This is a genomic window from Synechococcus sp. LTW-R (assembly GCF_014217875.1).
GTDB lineage: Bacteria > Cyanobacteriota > Cyanobacteriia > PCC-6307 > Cyanobiaceae > Vulcanococcus.
The window spans coordinates 771,273-786,184 of record NZ_CP059060.1 but is presented as its reverse complement, the minus strand read 5'-3'; the positions used below and the strand labels follow the sequence as shown (position 1 = coordinate 786,184).

Here is a 14,912-nt window from a genome sequence, read left to right as displayed (position 1 = left end):
GCTTCCGGGGAGGCTACGGCTTGACTTGTTTCTCCAGCTGGCGCAGCGCCTTGCCCAGCTCGGGAAGTTTGTTGAAGGCCGCTGAACAGCGCAGCCAGAGGCGGTTCGGGATGGCGGGATAGCCACTGACGACCTCACCGGCGGCCACCTCTCCGTGGACCCCGGATTTGGAGGAGGCGATGGAGCGATCGCCCATGACGGCCTTGTTGGCCAGGCCCACCTGGCCGGCCAGGATCACGCCGTTGCCCAGCCGGGCTCCACCGGCGATGCCGACCTGGGCGGCCAGGGCGCAACCCTTGCCGGTGGTGACGCCGTGGCCGATGTGGACCAGGTTGTCGATCTTGCTGCCGGCTCCGATCCGGGTCTCGCCGACGGAGGGGCGATCGATGGTGCTGCCGCAGCCCACCTCAACACCGTCCTCGAGCACCACCAGGCCGGTCTGCGGCATCTTGCGCCAGCCGCTCGCGGTGGGAACGAAGCCGAAGCCTTCACTGCCGACGACGGCATTGGAGTGGACCACGCAGCCCCGGCCGAGGCGGGAGCCGGGGTGCAACACGGCACCGGCGTGGAGTTCACAGCCATCGCCGATCTGCACGTCGTCATAGATGACGACGTTGGGGTGAATCGTGCAGGAGGCCCCGATCTGCACGTCGCCGCCGACAACGACATGGGCGCCCACGTGGCTGCCCATGCCCACCACGGCCTCCGGGGCAATGACGGCGCTGGGGTGAACGCCGGGAGCCTTGGGCTTCCGGGGATAGAGGGCGTCGAGGGTTTCTGCAAAGCCCAGGCGCGGATCAGCCAGGGCGATCCAAGCCATGCCCTTGGCGGTGGCCTCCGCTTGGGCGGCCTCGCATTCGTTGCCCTTGGCCGGCAGCAGGACGGCGCTGGCACCACTGGCGTTGAGGGCGGCCGCAAGGGCGTTGCCGGCCTCCAGGAAACTCACCTGCCCACTGAGGGCTTGATCGAGGGCCGCCGCCGCCCCCAGCTCGGGATCCTCCCCGAGGTGGTGCTGAAGGGACTCGATCCCACCTGCGGCCTTCACCTCGCTCAGTTGGCTGAGCAGTTGGCTGAAGCGCATTGGCGGCAGGGGGATGTGCAGCGGATGGTAGGCCGATTCCGCAGGTCTCAGCTGGCGGCGATGACGACGAGGTGATCCCGATGAATGACCACACCGCGCTGGCTCGGGTTCCCCTCCAACTCCTCGCTGGCAAGGGCGCTGAGGCCCCGGGCCAGTTCCCGGCCGTCCTCGCTGATCACCCGGACGGCTTCCCGGCGGCCAAAGGATCCCTCCACGCTGCAGACCCCCACGGCCAGGAGTGAGGCTCCCTGCTCGAGCAGTGCCTGTTCGGCGCCGGCATCCACCGTGATGCTGCCCTTGGGCAGCAGGGCATGGGCGAGCCAACCCTTGCGGCTACTCAGGGGGGTCTCGCTGGGGCGGAAGAGGGTGCCCAGCTGTTCTCCCGCTAAGAGCGCCTCCAGCACGGCGGGGTCGCGGCCATCGGCCAGGCGCACCGGAATGCCGCTGGCCGTCGCGATGCGGGCCGCGGAGAGCTTGGTGGTCATCCCGCCGGTTCCCCAGCGGCCGTTGCCCTTGGCCACGCCCGCTAAGGCTTCGATCTCGGCGAGGGAATGGACCTCGGGGATCGGTTTGGCATCGGCATCACTGCGGGGATCCCCCGAGTAGAGGCTGTCGATGTCGGTCAGCAACACCAGCTCGTCCGCCTGTATCGCTACCGCGGCGAGCGCCGAGAGGGTGTCGTTATCGCCAAAGCGCAGTTCATCGGTCGCCAGGGTGTCGTTTTCGTTGATCACCGGCGTCACCCCCCAGCTGAGCAACTGCTCGAGGGTGCGGCAGGCGTTTTGGTAGCGGCGCCGCGAGGCCAGATCGGCGCGGGTCAGGAGCACCTGGGCGACACAACGGCCGTGGGCGGCAAAGGCCTGGTCATAGAGCGTCATCAGCCGGCCCTGGCCAACTGCGGCTGAAGCCTGGAGTGCTTCGAGCTCCGTGGGCCGCTCCCCCAATTGGAGGGCATTGCAGCCAAGACCGACGGCGCCACTGGTGACGAGCACCACCGGCTCCTCCCGCCGCCAGAGGCCGCAGAGGCTGGAGGCCAGATCAGCGATGACCGCTTCGGTTCCGCGGGCACCGCTGCCCCGCAGAACGCTGGTGCCGACTTTAATGACTCGGCGCGTGCCCATCTTTAGGGAAGTTCCGCTCCGGCGAGCTGGGCCAGCTTCACCTCAAAGCGCTGCCAGTGGTCATGGCGGCAGGGTTGCCCGCTGGGATCAATCGGTTTCACCAGCACGGTGTACATCCCTAGGCGGTTGCCCGCCAGCACGTCGGTAAAGACCCGGTCCCCCACCATGGCCACCTCGGCGGCGGGGAGATCGAGTTGCTGCAGGACCCGCCGCAGGGGAGAGCGGCGCGGCTTGCCGGCACTGGTGGTGAAGTCCACGCCCAACTGCTCGGCGACACCGCCGATGCGGGATCGGGAGGGGTTGTTGCTGAAGAGGTGCAGGGGCATGGTCGCCTGGGCACGCTTCAGCCAGGCCTCCATCGGCTCCGGCAGCGTGGAGCCCCGGTGGGGCAGCAGGGTCCGGTCCACATCGAGCACGAGAGCCCTGATCCCCTGGGCCAGCAGGCCATCCAGGGGAAGATCCACCAGGGTGCCGGCGGCCACCAGGTTGGGTTGCAGCAGATCCGAGACGGAGCGACGGGTCACCGAATCAGTCGTCACCGAGCTCCCGCTCATCGAGTTCAGCTTCGATCAGGGGCTGGACGCGCTCGAACTCCTCGCCTTCCACCAGGACGCCCTCGCCGTTCTCCATGCGGGCGACCACAAAGAAAGGATCCAGGGGGATGAAGAGGCCGTATTCCTTCTCCTCAGCCCGGAACTGGATCAGCATTTCGTAGAGGTCGGTCTCGTCCTCGTCGTCCCCGTCCAGCTCGTCGTCGTCGTACTCCTCGGGGTCGGGCTCCTCCAGATCACCACTGACGGTGAGGGTGACGGCGGAGCGCACGAGTGTCAGGTCGTGCTCCTGCAGGACGACATCCGCGATCGAGAGGATCGGCTCGGCATTGCTGAGCTCTTCGATGACCTCGTCTTCGCCGTTCTCGTTCTCGGCGATCTGCACGAGGCAGACCGGGGTGTCGACGGGGGTCAGCAGGGCGTAGTCCTTGCCCTCGAGGGGAATGAGTTGCTCAAGGAAGCAGAGCAGTTGGCGCCCGCTCTGGTCCCGCACCAGCACGGTGGGGACATCACCGGTGCCGTTGATGCTGGGGCCGTCAGTGCTCATGGCGCGTGGGGGAGATGTACTCAGGATGCCTGGGCATCGGGCCCGCGGCCAAGGGACGGGGTCGCCTTGCTGACCGCTGCCGGTTCGGGTCCTTCCTGGAGCCACTGTTCCAAGAGCAGAGCGGCGGCGGCGCTGTCGAGGGCGCCGCTGCGATCACCGCGCAGGCCAAAGCGCTCGGCGGCATCCCAGCTGCTGGCGTATTCATTGACGAAGGCCAGCGGCAGATCCAGATCCCTGGCGAGACGCTCGCCATAACGGCGGCAGTGCTCGGCTTGGGCGGTGGGCTGCTGCTGGGCATCGAGGGGGAGCCCCACCACGAGCGCCAGGATCCGGCGCTCGTGGACGAGCGTCTTCAGCCACTCCAGGTCGGCCGGGTAGCGGCCGCGGTGCAGAGCGGGCAGTGCTTTGACGGTGAGGCCCAGGGCATCACAGCCGGCGAGGCCGATGCGTTTGCGGCCCACGTCCAGAGAAAGGACCGATCGCGGAGCAGGCGCCGCCACTAGCGCCCCAGTGGGGTGGGGATGGGCTTTTGCCCGGGTTGCAGCTGCCCCAGGACGGCCTCGAGCTTGCGGCTGACTACCTGGCTGGTTTGGGGGGCATGGCGGCGCCAGACACTGCGGGCCATCACCACCTCTTCGCCCTCAGGGGCCATGCCCAGGCTTTGCAGCCATTGGTTGTGATCGTGTTGGAGGACATCGCTGCGGATGAGCACCTCCCCGAGGCCGCTGGCGCATTGCTCGAGGAGCAGCTGGAGGGGTTGTCCGAGCAGGTGCTGCCAGCCGGGGTGAAGGCTGAGCTCCAGTTCGGGGATCTCGCGGTGTCCGGGCCGCAACCTGCGCACCCCCGCCACGGCCTGTTGGCGGTTGGTGTCCAGCAGCATCAAGCTCGGTTGCTCGCTTTGATCCAAGAGGTCATCGACACGTCGGTCGAGCAGCTGCCGCAGTTGGGCCGGCAGGGCGGCCTGCTCGAGTTGCCACATCGCCAGGGCGGTTCGGCGATTGAGCGGCAGCAGTTCCAGCTCCGCAGGCAGGGCCAAATCGAGGGGCTGCTGGGGCGGTTCCCAGCGCCAGAGGGTTTCGTGGCGGAGCTGTTGGAAGCCCTGTTGCCGCAGCAAACCGAGGCGAGTGCTGTCGGTGCCGGGGCTGGTGGCGATCCAACTGGCGGCATTCGGGCTCCCCTGGATCGCGGCCCGCACCAGGGCGGCCTCGATGGCCATCCGACCCGCTTCCCCCGCTTCAAGGCTGGCCTCACCGCTGCGCAGGTGTTGGATCTGCCAGCAGCTCCCGCTGCGGTTGAGCCGTTGGCTGACCACCAACCCCAGCGGAGCCTGGGGGTCCCGGAAGGCCACGAAGGTTTCCGAGGCCAACGACGGACGGGGGGCGAGGCGTTGCAGCAGCCGCTCCGGTCCCTGCAGCAGCAGGGAGCGCTGCAGCAGGGGCAGGAGGTCGGTGAAGCAGGGATCCTGCAGAAAGGGCAGCTGCCATCCCCGCAGCGGCTTCACCTGAAGACTGGGTTGAGCGGCTGAGGACACGGCGGCGCCGAGGGGGCCTCTATCAATGTTATGGGCGATCGCTAGTTCGGGCGAACGAGCACCAAGGGGGTGCGTTCGTTGGCGTTGCCCGCAGGATTCGGCTTGAGGGCGCGGGCCAGCAGCGCTTCATCGCAACCGGGACTGGAGGCCAGCACCTTCACCCGGCCCAGGTCGTTGACATCGACAACCGCAACGGCGACGCCCAATTCGGCAGCGAGCTGCCGGCAGACCTCGCTGCTCTGGACGGGGCCCAAGACGATGGTCTGGTCGTAGGGCGGCGTGGTGCCGGTGACGTCATCGATGAGGCGGGCCTGTTCGCCGGCCAGTCGGTAGAACCAACCCTTGGAGCCCACCAGCTTGAGGGCGGTGCCTGCGAGCCAAGCGCAGAGCACCCGGGCGGGACCGACGTTGTCGATCAGGGTCTGCAGGCCGCAGGCGGTCGCCAGGGAGCTGGTGGGGTGGAAGACGCGGCAGAGCAGCCGGGCCAGTCTCGAGGGCTGGAGGTTGGCCGGGTGGTTGTAGCGGCCCTGCATCACCGCCAGGGGGGTCTCACCGATGGTCAGGACATCACCGGGTTGGAGCACCGCACCGGCGTAGTGGCGGAGCACGTCGGCGGGATCGTCGAGGGTTCCGAGCAGATGGGTGCGGATGGGCAACACGCTGCAGCGATCACCCTGGCGCCAGTTGCTGCTCGAGCTCTGGGCGGGGGCGGGACGGCGCAGGGGAATGAGCACCCCATCGCGTTGCTGGAGGCGACCGAAGGGGCCGTAGTTGATCCAGAGGATCTCCAGCCAGAGGGTGTCGAGCAGTTGGCGCAGCTCGGTTCCGTCGCTGGCTTCCAGGGTGATCAGCGCCTCAGCCTGGGTCGTCTTGCGTCCTTTAACGATGTAGGCGAACCAGTAGCCATCGCTGCGGGCCTCCTCATCGGGGTGCTGCGGGGTCAGGCTGCAGCGGACGTTGACGTTGGAGAGATCGGAGCGCCCCAACAGGGTCGGCTTGAGCTCAATTTCAGGGACAAAGACCTCCATCCGCGGATGGGGGTTGCGAATGCTGATGGTTCCCTTGACCTGCCACTGGTTGACGCTGCTGCGTTGAACCTTCCAGCCGCTGCTTCTGAGACGCAGGGGGGAGGCCGGCCGTAGGCGATGGCGCAGCTCCAGCCAGAGCAGCACCAGGCCGAAGACCAGGGCGGCGATCAAGACGACGGCAAACAGGGCGGCCAACGGCAGAGCTTTGCGTTCTGCGGGAGCGTAGGTGGTGCAGCCGAAAAACCCGCTTAGCGTTTCGGTAACGCGGTGGTGAACCCCGATGCGCAAGACCTTCGTTCTCGATACGAATGTGTTGCTGCATGACCCCCAGGCCCTCACCCGCTTTGAAGACAACGCGGTGGTGATCCCCATCGAGGTGGTCGAGGAGATCGATCGCTTCAAGAAGGACCCCTCCGAGAAGGGCCGCAATGCACGTCAGATCTCGCGCCTGCTGGATGCCCTGCGGGAGAAGGGAAACCTGGCGGATGGGGTGCCGATTGATGGGAGCAGTGGCGGCACCCTTCAGGTGGTCTTCTGCCGCAGCGAAACCCTGGCGCAGCTGCCACCCGAGCTCAAAGGGGGCAGCGGAGACAACAACATCCTGGCGGTGGCGCTCGAGCAGCTCCGCTCCGGCTTGATTGCCGATCAACCCCCCGTGGTGCTGGTCACCAAGGACACCAACCTGCGGATCAAGGCCGATGCGGTCGGTCTGACGGCCCAGGACTACACCACCGACAAGGTCGATATTGCGGACCTCTACGCCGGGGTGAGTGAGCTATCGGCCAGTGCCACGGCGATGGAAACCCTCAAGCAGGAGGGGGGCTTAGCGCTGGCTGCGCTTCCCTCCGCATCGGGTTCTGAGCTCCAAGCCAACGAGGGGGTGACCCTGGTGGATGAGGCGCAGCCGAACCACACGCTCCTGGCGCGGTTTGAGGCCCAGGGTCAACGGCTGGTGCCCTTGCAGCGCAGCACGCGCGCCCGACTGGGCAAGGTCGCTGCCCGAAACCGTGAGCAGACCTTTGCCTTGGATCTGCTGCTGGATCCCTCGGTTCAATTGCTGACCTTGGTGGGGAAGGCCGGTACCGGCAAAACCCTGCTGGCCCTGGCGGCCGGCTTGCACCAGGTGGCGGATGAGCAGCTCTATGAGCGGCTGCTTGTGACCCGGCCGGTGATCTCCTTGGGCAAAGAGATCGGTTTTCTGCCGGGGAGCCTCGAGGAAAAGATGGGCCCCTGGATGCAGCCAATCATCGACAACCTTGATTTCCTGCTCGGCAACAGCCCCGAGGAGGAGGGTCGCTCGGGATCGAAAGGGGCATCGGGTCCGGCGAACCGTGCGGGGACCAACCGCGCTCCCCGCAGCAACTGGACGGACCTCAAAGGTATGGGTCTGCTGGAGGTGGAGGCGATCAGCTACATCCGCGGTCGCTCCATCCCGCGGCAATACATGGTCGTGGACGAGGCCCAAAACCTCACCCCCCATGAGGTCAAGACGATCGTGACCCGGGTGGGCGAGGGCACCAAGATCGTCTTCACGGGCGATCCCTATCAGATCGATAACCCCTACGTGGATGCAGAGAGCAACGGCTTGACCTGGCTCGTCGAGCGCTTCAAGGGCCAGCCACTGGCGGGCCACATCACCTTGATCCGGGGTGAGCGCAGCGAACTGGCGGAGCTGGCGGCGAACCTGCTCTAGCGCCTCAGACCATCGCCTCCGGGCGCACCCACTGGTCAAACTCCTCGGCGCTGATTTCACCGAGCACCAGGGCGGCTTCCTTGAGGCTCAGCCCATGTTTGTGGGCATGTTTAGCGATGCCACTGGCGCGGTCGTAGCCAATGGCGGGGGTCAGGGCGGTGACGAGCATCAAGCTCTGGTTCAGCAGCCGCTCGATCCGCGTCTCGTTGGCCTTGAGGCCCTCGATGCAGTGCTCACGGAAGCTGCTGCAGCCACCCGCCAGGAGCTCGATGCTCTCGAGCACGTTGTGGGCGATGAGCGGCTTGAAGACGTTCAGCTCGAAGTTCCCCTGGCTCGCGCCGATCTGAACCGCGGTGTTGTTGCCCATCACCTGGGCCGCCACCATCGTCAGGCTCTCGCACTGGGTGGGGTTCACCTTGCCCGGCATGATCGAGGAGCCCGGCTCGTTCTCCGGAAGGACCAACTCCCCAAGGCCGCAGCGCGGACCGCTGCCGAGCCAACGGATGTCATTGGCGATCTTCATCAGCGAACCCGCCAGCACCGTCAGGGCGCCATGGGCGGAGGCCAGCGCCTCATGGCCGGCGAGGGCCTGGAACTTGTTCGGGGCGCTGCTGAAGCCGGTGCCCAGCCGCTCACTCAGTCGCGCTGCGACGGCCTCTCCAAAGCCCTTCGGGGCGTTCAGTCCGGTGCCCACCGCGGTGCCGCCAATGGCCAACTCCCGCACCCGCGGCAGGCTCTGGCGGATCGCCTCGATCGCCAACTGCAGCTGGGCGACATAACCGCTGAACTCCTGGCCCAGGCTCAGGGGCACCGCATCCTGTAGGTGCGTCCGGCCGATTTTCACCAGGTCGGCATGGGCCGTGGCCTTGGCCTGGAGCGCGGTGGCCAGGTTTTCGACGGCCGGGAGTAGCCGTTGCTCCAGCTCAATCACCACGGCGATGTGCATCGCCGCCGGGAAGGTGTCGTTGCTGGATTGGCTGAGGTTGACGTGGTCGTTGGGGTGCACTGGGCTCTTGCTGCCTAGCTCGCCGCCGAGGGCCTCAATCGCCTTGTTGGCGATCACCTCATTGGCGTTCATGTTGCTCTGGGTGCCCGAGCCGGTCTGCCAGACCTTCAGCGGAAACTCCTGGTCCAATTCGCCCGCGGCCACTTGCTCGGCGGCAGCCACGATGGCGCTGCAGAGGCCCGCATCGAGTTTGCCGAGATCCCGGTTGGCTTCTGCGCAGGCCGCCTTCAGCTGACCGAAGGCATGCACGATCGCCAGGGGCATCCGCTGGCCGAAGGGGAAGTTGCCAATGGAGCGCTGGGTCTGCGCTCCCCAGTAGTGCTCAGCGGGGACTCCGATGGCACCGAGGCTGTCGGTCTCTTGGCGCTGACTCATGGGGCCGGGACGATTTCGCTGTTGAGTTCGTTCACCTCGCGGTTGAGGCTGAGCTTCACATCACCCTGGGGCCGGAGGCCGGTGACTTGGCTGAGGGCCTCGTTGATGGCATCGATGCTCACCGGGCCGCTCTCGTCCAGCACGACCTTGCCGTCGTTGTTGATCACCACCACCTGGGGGATGACGCCGCTCCAGTAGCTGGCCGGATCGCTGGGCCCGTGGGTCTCTCGGTTTTGCAGCGGATCGGTCTGCAGCAGGATCAGCTCAGCGCTGCGGCCCCAGAGTCGCTGCAGCTCGTTAAAGACGACCGCGTACTGCTTGCTCGCGGCGCTGTCATCAAGGAAGAAGCCCAGCACGATCGCCCGGTGCTCATCGAGGGCCTGGGAGAGCGTGGTGCGCGGCGGCACCAGGGAGCCGTTGCCGGCATAAAGCGCGTAGATGTTCCCGTCGTAGCTGTTGGTGTCCCGGGCGGCCTGGCTCGGTGCGGCGAGGCCAAGCACCAGGACCAAGCTGAGGGCCAGCGCTGCGAGGGGCTTCAGCAGCCGGGCCAAGGTGCGGGGCATCAATGCAGGGAAAGCTCAGGCCATTGTGGCCTTCAGCCGCGGCCGACGCTGCGGCCCATGCCCTGCACAATCCCGCGACCCACCAGGCCGATGGCGCGGCCAATCACCTGGGTGAGCACCACCACGAGCAGATCGCCGAGCCGCTTGAACAGGGACTGGACCTGCGGGGCCAGGGCATCACGGCCCTCCAGCACCAGGGTGATCAGCTGCTGTCCCCAGCTGAGTTGCTGCAGTTCGCGGTCGCGGGGTTCCATCTGCTCGATCGGAACGATCGCTCCCTGCTGGAGGCCATAGAGAAGACGGCGGCTCTCGTAGAGCTGGACCGGCCGCTCAAACAGGGCATCCCAACGCTGTTGGGAGTTGAGCTGGTTGCGCAGACGCTCCAGGTTGCGGGTGGGCAGCAGGTCGCTGCGCAGCAGGTAGCGGCGCAGGTCCGGCCAGGTGCTGCAGCTGGCCAGGATTTCGGCGCTGATCAGTTCTGCGCTGCGGATCAGCCAGTTGCTGATCAGGGCTTCCAGGTGCAGCAGGGCTTGGGGCTCATCGGGCGCCAGTAGGCGACCGTCCACGAGGATCGGTTGGGCGCTGACCAGGGCTGCCAGCATAGGCAGGGCGGCGGGCAGTTCGGGATCGACCGCGGTCAGATCACTGGCGTCGCTCAGGCTCTGGGCCACGGGCAGCAGGCCCCCCTCGAGCGGCAACTGGACGTATTCGCCGGCCATGGAGCGCAGGGAGAGGCGCCGCAGCTCGGGTTGCTGGCCGAGCCAGCGGCTCTCGAGGGCTTCGCCGCGCAATTGCTCGTGGCGGAAGCGGGTAATCAGCAGGTCGAACTGGGCCAACAGGGCCAGCAGCAGGTCGCGGCGGTGATCCGCATTGAGCCCCTCCAGGGCCATCAGCTGACCGCTCTTGTTGCTCACACCGGCGGAGGCCGCCGTGATCAGTCGCTCTTGGATGGCGTCCCAGACGCCGATCGCGGTGCGCTCCCGCAGGGTGATGCCCACCACCGTTTGCGCTGCAGGCGGTTGCGCGGGGGCTTCGGCGGGGAAGGCCATGCTGATCGGACCCCAGAGCCAGAGCAGCAGGCGCTTCGCGAGGTTCAGTTCCCGCAGGCGACCCGCCAGCAGGATGGCGTTTAAGCCCACGGGTTGCAGGTCCAGCCAACGCTGGCAGCGCAGCATCTCGGCTTCGATCTGCGCCAGGCCGCTGCGAAGCAGCCATTGCCCGAGGCCCAGGGCTTCGCGGCTGGTTTCAGGGTGCTGGACGGCGTGGAGCGGGCGCAGTTCGACGACGCGACCCCCCGTCAGCAGGGTGTCGATGGCTGTGCGGATCTCCTGCGGTTCTGCCTGTTGCAGCAGACCCTCAGCCCCGAGTTGCAGCAACCAACTGCTGGGCAGATCGGATTCGGCCGGCAGGAGCAGCAGCAGCGGTGCGGGCTGCCAGCGCTCCCGCAGTTGGAGCAGTTCCCGCTCCAAGGTGGCCGCGGGCATGCCGGAGCTGACGCTCCAGATCACCAGGTCGACGCGCCCGGTCTCGGCTGCGGCGCTCGTCTTGAGCTGGAAGTCGTCCTCCAGCAACCGCTCCAGCCCAGCCTGAATCAAGGGCTCGGCAAGGATCAGTATTGGAGGGGCGTCCTTCGCCTCAGGCACGGATCAGCGTCAAGCCTTGTTGGAGCTCAAGTTAACGGGGATTGCCGGACTTTCCAGTCCTGCTCAAGGCTTTAACCGGCGGCCGCTGAGGCTCAGGGTGTAGTTCTCGATGCGATAGCCGGTTTCCTTCTCGATCCGATCGAGCAGATCCGCGGGCAGTTCCACATCCAGGTCCTGAATCGCGCCGGAATCCAGGCAGGTGATGTGGCTGTGGGGATCGCTGCGGTAGCCGTAGAGACGGCCGTTGGCCCGGTCCAGGCACTCGATCACCCCGGCGCTTTGGAGGGCTTCGAGGTTTTGGTAGACGGAGGTATGACCGATGTTGCGGCCCTTGGCGTTGAGCCGCTCAAAGATGTCGCGGGCGCTCAGGTGATCCCGCTCATCCCAGAGCAGCTCAAGGACCATGCGCCGCTGGCGCGAGAGCCGCATCCCCAGGTCTTTGCAGCGCGAATAAGCGAGATCCACCCCGTGGGTCTCGCCATTCGTTGCGGTGTTGGGTGCCGGGTGAGCAGCCACGACCCAAACAGGTCTCTTACACCGTTATAGAACCCGTAGGCGGATTGAGTGCGTCTTGGAGTCGCTCAGGCCCAATGGCCTGGAGTGCTTCCGCCAGGTCCACCGTGCCGTCGTAGAGGGCCCGGCCGACGATCACGCCGCTGACCCCAAGCGGAGCAATGGAGAGCAGCGAAAGGATGTCTTCGAGGGTGCCGATGCCGCCGGAGGCGATCACGGGGATGCTGCTGGCCTCCGCCATGGCCCGCAGGGCGTCGATGTTGGGGCCAGCCAGTGTGCCGTCGGTGGCGATGTCGGTGCTGATGATCGCGGCGACGCCCGTGCCTTCAAAGCTCTTGGCCAGCTCCGTGGCCTGCACGGTGCTGGTCTCGACCCAACCCCGGGTGGCCACCAGCCCATCCTTGGCGTCGATTCCGACCACGACCTTGCCCTGGTGACGGCCGGCGAGCTCCTTGACGAGCTCGGGCTTCTCGATGGCGACCGTGCCGAGGATGACGCGGTCGAGGCCGCATTGCAGCAGCTCTTCAGCCCGTTCGGCGCTGCGGACCCCGCCGCCCAACTGCACCGGGATGGAGAGGGCCGAGGTGATTGCCTTGACCGCCTGGTCATTCACCGGTTGCCCGGTTTTGGCGCCATCGAGGTCCACCAAGTGCAGCCGCTCGGCCCCCTGGCGTTGCCAATCGAGGGCCTGGGCCACCGGGTCATCGTTAAAGCGCGTGACCTGGCCGTAGTCACCCTGGTGCAGCCGTACGCAATGGCCGTCCAGCAGGTCGATGGCGGGGATGATCTGCATGGAGGCCGGTCGGCTCAAGGACTGCCAGCCAGGCTGCCAGAGGCTGCGATCCCGCAACTCCTGCAGCGGAACCACCAGGCGGAAACCCCTCTCCAGCACGGCCTCGAGTTCGAGGCGTCGTGCCTTGGCCTTACCGATCTCCCCGAGGACGCGGAAGTGGCGATAGCCCCGGGTCAGCCCCAGGACAGGGGGCTGGGCTGTCCACTGCTGGGGCCACTTCATGCGTCGGCGAGCTGCTGGGCCAGGCCGTAGGGCTCATGGTCAGCCGGATCGATAAGGCCCAACTCCTGGCGCCATTGCTGAATGGGTTTCTCCCAGCCCTCCTCCCAGCGGGCGATGGCCAGGCACTGGGCCTGGCGGGCGATCGCAGAGCCATGGGCGGCGGCGCGGCTGATGCCTTCAAACTCCTCGAGCTTCAGTCGGAAGTTCGCCAGCTGGCTGGCGCTGGTCAGCAGGACGTAGGCCGGGAAGCCGATCTGGGCGGCGGTGATGGCCAGGACGCCGGTCTCGCCGGCCCGTTCGGTGCCTAAACCGCTGATGACGTGATGGATGTCATGGGTGGTGGCGATCCGTTGGGTTAGCCATTGCCCGTCGCTCTCGATCGGCCGCGGACGAAAGAACTCGGGGTCGTAGCCGAGCTGGAGGATCAGGCGGGCGTACTCCCGTCCCAGGGTTCCAGCGGGGAGCGTCTGGAGTTGCGCGATGGGCGGCTCCAGGGGTGGGTAGCGCCCGTCCATCAGTTCTGCACCGCCCGGGAGGGCGCGGAAGCGGCGAATGCAGTCCTCCATCTGGGGGCTGCCCAGAAAGTTGTCCACCAGGTCAGCGATGGTGCCCAGTTCACCTCCGCTGCGGCCGACGGCCGCCAGCAATTTGAGGTTGTTGAGGGAGCGCAGAACCTCGCTGAATCGCCCCATGGCGCCCACCGCTGAGAACCCTCAGTGTGCTCCCGTTCTGGCGGGAGTGCCCAGCGTTTTGAATGGGCGCAGCATCGGATGGCTGTGATGAAAATCCTGGTGATGGGCGGGACCCGCTTCGTGGGACGCCCCCTCGTGCAGCAGCTGCAGGACGCCGGCCACGCCTTAACCCTGTTCACCCGCGGCAAAAACCCGGTTCCAGCCGGCGTTGAGCACCTCTGTGGTGACCGCAGCACGGCCGAGGGGCTCTCAGCTCTGGCGGGTCGTCAATTTGATGTGATCGTCGACAGCTCGGGGCGCACGGTTGCCGACAGCCGCTCCGTTGTTGAGGTGACCGGGGCTCCGAGCCATCGCTTCGTCTACGTGAGCTCCGCCGGTGTCTACGCCGACAGCGAGTTGTGGCCGCTGAGTGAAACCTCCCCGACTGATCCCGAGAGTCGCCACAGCGGCAAGCTCGACACCGAGGCCTGGCTGACGGCGGAAAAAATCCCCTTCACCAGCTTCCGCCCGACCTACATCGTTGGCGCCGGCAACTACAACCCCGTCGAGAGCTGGTTCTTCGACCGGATCGTGCACGGTCGCCCCGTCCCCCTGCCCGGCGATGGAAGCACGATCACCCAGTTGGGCCATGTCAATGACCTGGCGACGGCGATGGCCCTGAGCATCGGCGTCGATGCGGCCACCAATCGGATCTACAACTGCTCGAGCGTCCAGGGCATCAGCTTCCGTGGCCTGGTGGCCGCCGCCGCCCGGGCCTGTGGGAAGGACCCGGCCTCGGTCGAGATCCGCAGTTTTGATCCCAGCAGCTTGGACAAGAAAGCCCGCAAGGCCTTCCCGTTGCGGATGGCCCACTTCCTCACGGACATTCATCGCGTGCAGCGCGAGCTGGCCTGGACGCCGCACTACGACGTCGAGCGCTCCCTCGTCGATAGCTACAGCAACGACTACGCCAAGCGGATGCCGACGAGCCCGGATTTCAGTTCCGACGATCAGTTGCTGGCGCTTTGATGTAGCCCCAGGCTGAGCTCAGGGCGAGCACCAGCGACGGCCAGAACAGCCAGAACCCCAGGCTGTTCAGCAGGGCGGCGCCGCCGCCGGGCCAGAGCAGGAGCAGCAACGCGGCGAACTGCAGGATCGTCTTGGCCTTGCCGCCCGAGGAGGCCGGGCCACCGCTGCCTTGACCGGCCCGCCAGCCGGAGATGAGGAGCTCACGGGCCAGCAGCAGCCAGATCGCCCAGAGCGGTAGGGCGCCGGCAGCCCCCAGCCAGAGCAGGGGCGCCAGGATCAAGATCTTGTCGGTCAAGGGATCCAAGCGTGCCCCCCAGACCGATCCCCCGCCGGCCCGCCGCGCCAGCCAGCCATCGGCGGCATCACTGAAGCCCCCCAGGAGCAGGAGCCACCAGGCCAGCCAGGCCTGACCGAGGCTCAACGCCACGATCAAGGGCAAACCGACGACGGCGCGAGCGATGGTGAGGCCATCAGCGAGCCGCCGGCTAAGGGATGGGTTCGGCATGGCTTTCCGACCAAGCGTTGCGATTCATTCTTTCGCCTGA

General features: G+C 66.8%; 16 protein-coding genes and 1 pseudogene. 2 read left to right on the top strand and 15 right to left on the bottom strand.

Going from position 1 to position 14,912, the window contains the following annotated elements; genetic code table 11:
* Nucleotides 1-13: 13 nt before the first annotated feature.
* From lpxD to H0O22_RS04440, 7 genes are read right to left on the bottom strand one after another with little or no spacing between them, the layout of a single operon-like run.
* Entirely contained in the window at nucleotides 14-1,081 is a 1,068-nt protein-coding gene (gene lpxD / locus H0O22_RS04470; protein WP_185187792.1) for a UDP-3-O-(3-hydroxymyristoyl)glucosamine N-acyltransferase, read from the bottom strand.
* Nucleotides 1,082-1,128: 47 nt separating this feature from the next.
* A complete protein-coding gene (gene proB, locus H0O22_RS04465; RefSeq protein WP_185187791.1) occupies nucleotides 1,129-2,202 on the bottom strand; it encodes a glutamate 5-kinase in 1,074 nt (357 codons plus the stop codon).
* A gap of 2 nt (nucleotides 2,203-2,204) precedes the next feature.
* The gene (locus H0O22_RS04460; protein ID WP_370521480.1) at nucleotides 2,205-2,741 is read right to left on the bottom strand and encodes a YqeG family HAD IIIA-type phosphatase; all 537 of its coding nucleotides are present in this window, start codon (nucleotides 2,739-2,741) and stop codon (nucleotides 2,205-2,207) included.
* On the bottom strand, nucleotides 2,731-3,300 hold the full coding sequence (locus tag H0O22_RS04455; protein ID WP_185187790.1) for a DUF3727 domain-containing protein: 570 nt from the start codon (nucleotides 3,298-3,300) through the stop codon (nucleotides 2,731-2,733). The genes H0O22_RS04460 and H0O22_RS04455 overlap by 11 nt, the downstream gene beginning before the upstream one ends.
* Nucleotides 3,301-3,320: 20 nt before the next feature.
* A complete protein-coding gene (ruvX, locus tag H0O22_RS04450) occupies nucleotides 3,321-3,800 on the bottom strand; it encodes a Holliday junction resolvase RuvX (RefSeq protein ID WP_185187789.1) in 480 nt (159 codons plus the stop codon).
* A complete protein-coding gene (locus tag H0O22_RS04445; protein WP_255439466.1) occupies nucleotides 3,800-4,831 on the bottom strand; it encodes a hypothetical protein in 1,032 nt (343 codons plus the stop codon). Before H0O22_RS04445 ends, ruvX begins: the two co-directional genes overlap by 1 nt.
* Nucleotides 4,832-4,872: 41 nt before the next feature.
* Entirely contained in the window at nucleotides 4,873-6,054 is a 1,182-nt protein-coding gene (locus tag H0O22_RS04440) for a F420-0:Gamma-glutamyl ligase (protein WP_185187788.1), read from the bottom strand.
* Between the two features lie 85 nt (nucleotides 6,055-6,139).
* On the opposite strand from H0O22_RS04440, the gene H0O22_RS04435 reads away from it, so the two are divergent.
* Nucleotides 6,140-7,552, top strand: a complete 1,413-nt coding sequence (locus tag H0O22_RS04435; RefSeq protein WP_185187787.1) for a PhoH family protein — start codon at nucleotides 6,140-6,142, stop codon at nucleotides 7,550-7,552.
* 4 nt (nucleotides 7,553-7,556) lie between these two features.
* On the opposite strand, the gene fumC is transcribed toward H0O22_RS04435, so the two are convergent.
* The 7 genes and pseudogenes from fumC to H0O22_RS04405 form a co-directional block, all read right to left on the bottom strand.
* Entirely contained in the window at nucleotides 7,557-8,933 is a 1,377-nt protein-coding gene (gene fumC / locus H0O22_RS04430; protein ID WP_185187786.1) for a class II fumarate hydratase, read from the bottom strand.
* On the bottom strand, nucleotides 8,930-9,496 hold the full coding sequence (locus H0O22_RS04425; protein ID WP_185187785.1) for a thylakoid membrane photosystem I accumulation factor: 567 nt from the start codon (nucleotides 9,494-9,496) through the stop codon (nucleotides 8,930-8,932). Before H0O22_RS04425 ends, fumC begins: the two co-directional genes overlap by 4 nt.
* Before the next feature lie 32 nt (nucleotides 9,497-9,528).
* A complete protein-coding gene (locus tag H0O22_RS04420) occupies nucleotides 9,529-11,139 on the bottom strand; it encodes a DUF3685 domain-containing protein (RefSeq protein ID WP_185187784.1) in 1,611 nt (536 codons plus the stop codon).
* Nucleotides 11,140-11,202: 63 nt separating this feature from the next.
* The gene (locus tag H0O22_RS04415; protein ID WP_255439552.1) at nucleotides 11,203-11,568 is read right to left on the bottom strand and encodes a transcriptional repressor; all 366 of its coding nucleotides are present in this window, start codon (nucleotides 11,566-11,568) and stop codon (nucleotides 11,203-11,205) included.
* A gap of 103 nt (nucleotides 11,569-11,671) precedes the next feature.
* Nucleotides 11,672-12,445 carry a 1-(5-phosphoribosyl)-5-[(5-phosphoribosylamino)methylideneamino]imidazole-4-carboxamide isomerase gene (gene hisA / locus H0O22_RS04410; RefSeq protein ID WP_255439551.1) on the bottom strand — a complete coding sequence of 258 codons (774 nt, stop codon included), beginning with the start codon at nucleotides 12,443-12,445 and terminating at the stop codon, nucleotides 11,672-11,674.
* An 81-nt stretch (nucleotides 12,446-12,526) separates the two neighbouring features.
* A pseudogene (locus tag H0O22_RS13295) lies at nucleotides 12,527-12,667 on the bottom strand (1-(5-phosphoribosyl)-5-((5-phosphoribosylamino)methylideneamino)imidazole-4-carboxamide isomerase); the annotation flags it as partial.
* A complete protein-coding gene (locus tag H0O22_RS04405) occupies nucleotides 12,664-13,359 on the bottom strand; it encodes a Coq4 family protein (RefSeq protein ID WP_185187782.1) in 696 nt (231 codons plus the stop codon). The pseudogene H0O22_RS13295 and the gene H0O22_RS04405, both read right to left, overlap by 4 nt.
* Nucleotides 13,360-13,446: 87 nt before the next feature.
* Between H0O22_RS04405 and H0O22_RS04400 the strand changes: the two genes are divergently transcribed.
* Complete coding sequence (locus H0O22_RS04400; RefSeq protein WP_185187781.1) at nucleotides 13,447-14,367, top strand: NAD-dependent epimerase/dehydratase family protein; 921 nt, start codon at nucleotides 13,447-13,449, stop codon at nucleotides 14,365-14,367.
* On the opposite strand, the gene H0O22_RS04395 is transcribed toward H0O22_RS04400, so the two are convergent.
* Entirely contained in the window at nucleotides 14,336-14,872 is a 537-nt protein-coding gene (locus H0O22_RS04395) for a CDP-alcohol phosphatidyltransferase family protein (RefSeq protein ID WP_185187780.1), read from the bottom strand. The genes H0O22_RS04400 and H0O22_RS04395 overlap by 32 nt on opposite strands.
* Between the last annotated feature and the right edge of the window lie 40 nt (nucleotides 14,873-14,912).

What these genes read in the sequence shown, in the direction of transcription:
- lpxD (WP_185187792.1), bottom strand. Translation starts at nt 1,081, where the DNA reads ATGCGCTTCAGCCAACTGCTCAGCCAACTGAGCGAGGTGAAGGCCGCA.
- proB (WP_185187791.1), bottom strand. Translation starts at nt 2,202, where the DNA reads ATGGGCACGCGCCGAGTCATTAAAGTCGGCACCAGCGTTCTGCGGGGC.
- H0O22_RS04455 (WP_185187790.1), bottom strand. Translation starts at nt 3,300, where the DNA reads ATGAGCACTGACGGCCCCAGCATCAACGGCACCGGTGATGTCCCCACC.
- H0O22_RS04435 (WP_185187787.1), top strand. Translation starts at nt 6,140, where the DNA reads ATGCGCAAGACCTTCGTTCTCGATACGAATGTGTTGCTGCATGACCCC.
- fumC (WP_185187786.1), bottom strand. Translation starts at nt 8,933, where the DNA reads ATGAGTCAGCGCCAAGAGACCGACAGCCTCGGTGCCATCGGAGTCCCC.
- H0O22_RS04425 (WP_185187785.1), bottom strand. Translation starts at nt 9,496, where the DNA reads ATGCCCCGCACCTTGGCCCGGCTGCTGAAGCCCCTCGCAGCGCTGGCC.
- H0O22_RS04415 (WP_255439552.1), bottom strand. Translation starts at nt 11,568, where the DNA reads ATGCGGCTCTCGCGCCAGCGGCGCATGGTCCTTGAGCTGCTCTGGGAT.
- hisA (WP_255439551.1), bottom strand. Translation starts at nt 12,445, where the DNA reads ATGCAGATCATCCCCGCCATCGACCTGCTGGACGGCCATTGCGTACGG.
- H0O22_RS04405 (WP_185187782.1), bottom strand. Translation starts at nt 13,359, where the DNA reads ATGGGGCGATTCAGCGAGGTTCTGCGCTCCCTCAACAACCTCAAATTG.
- H0O22_RS04400 (WP_185187781.1), top strand. Translation starts at nt 13,447, where the DNA reads ATGAAAATCCTGGTGATGGGCGGGACCCGCTTCGTGGGACGCCCCCTC.
- H0O22_RS04395 (WP_185187780.1), bottom strand. Translation starts at nt 14,872, where the DNA reads ATGCCGAACCCATCCCTTAGCCGGCGGCTCGCTGATGGCCTCACCATC.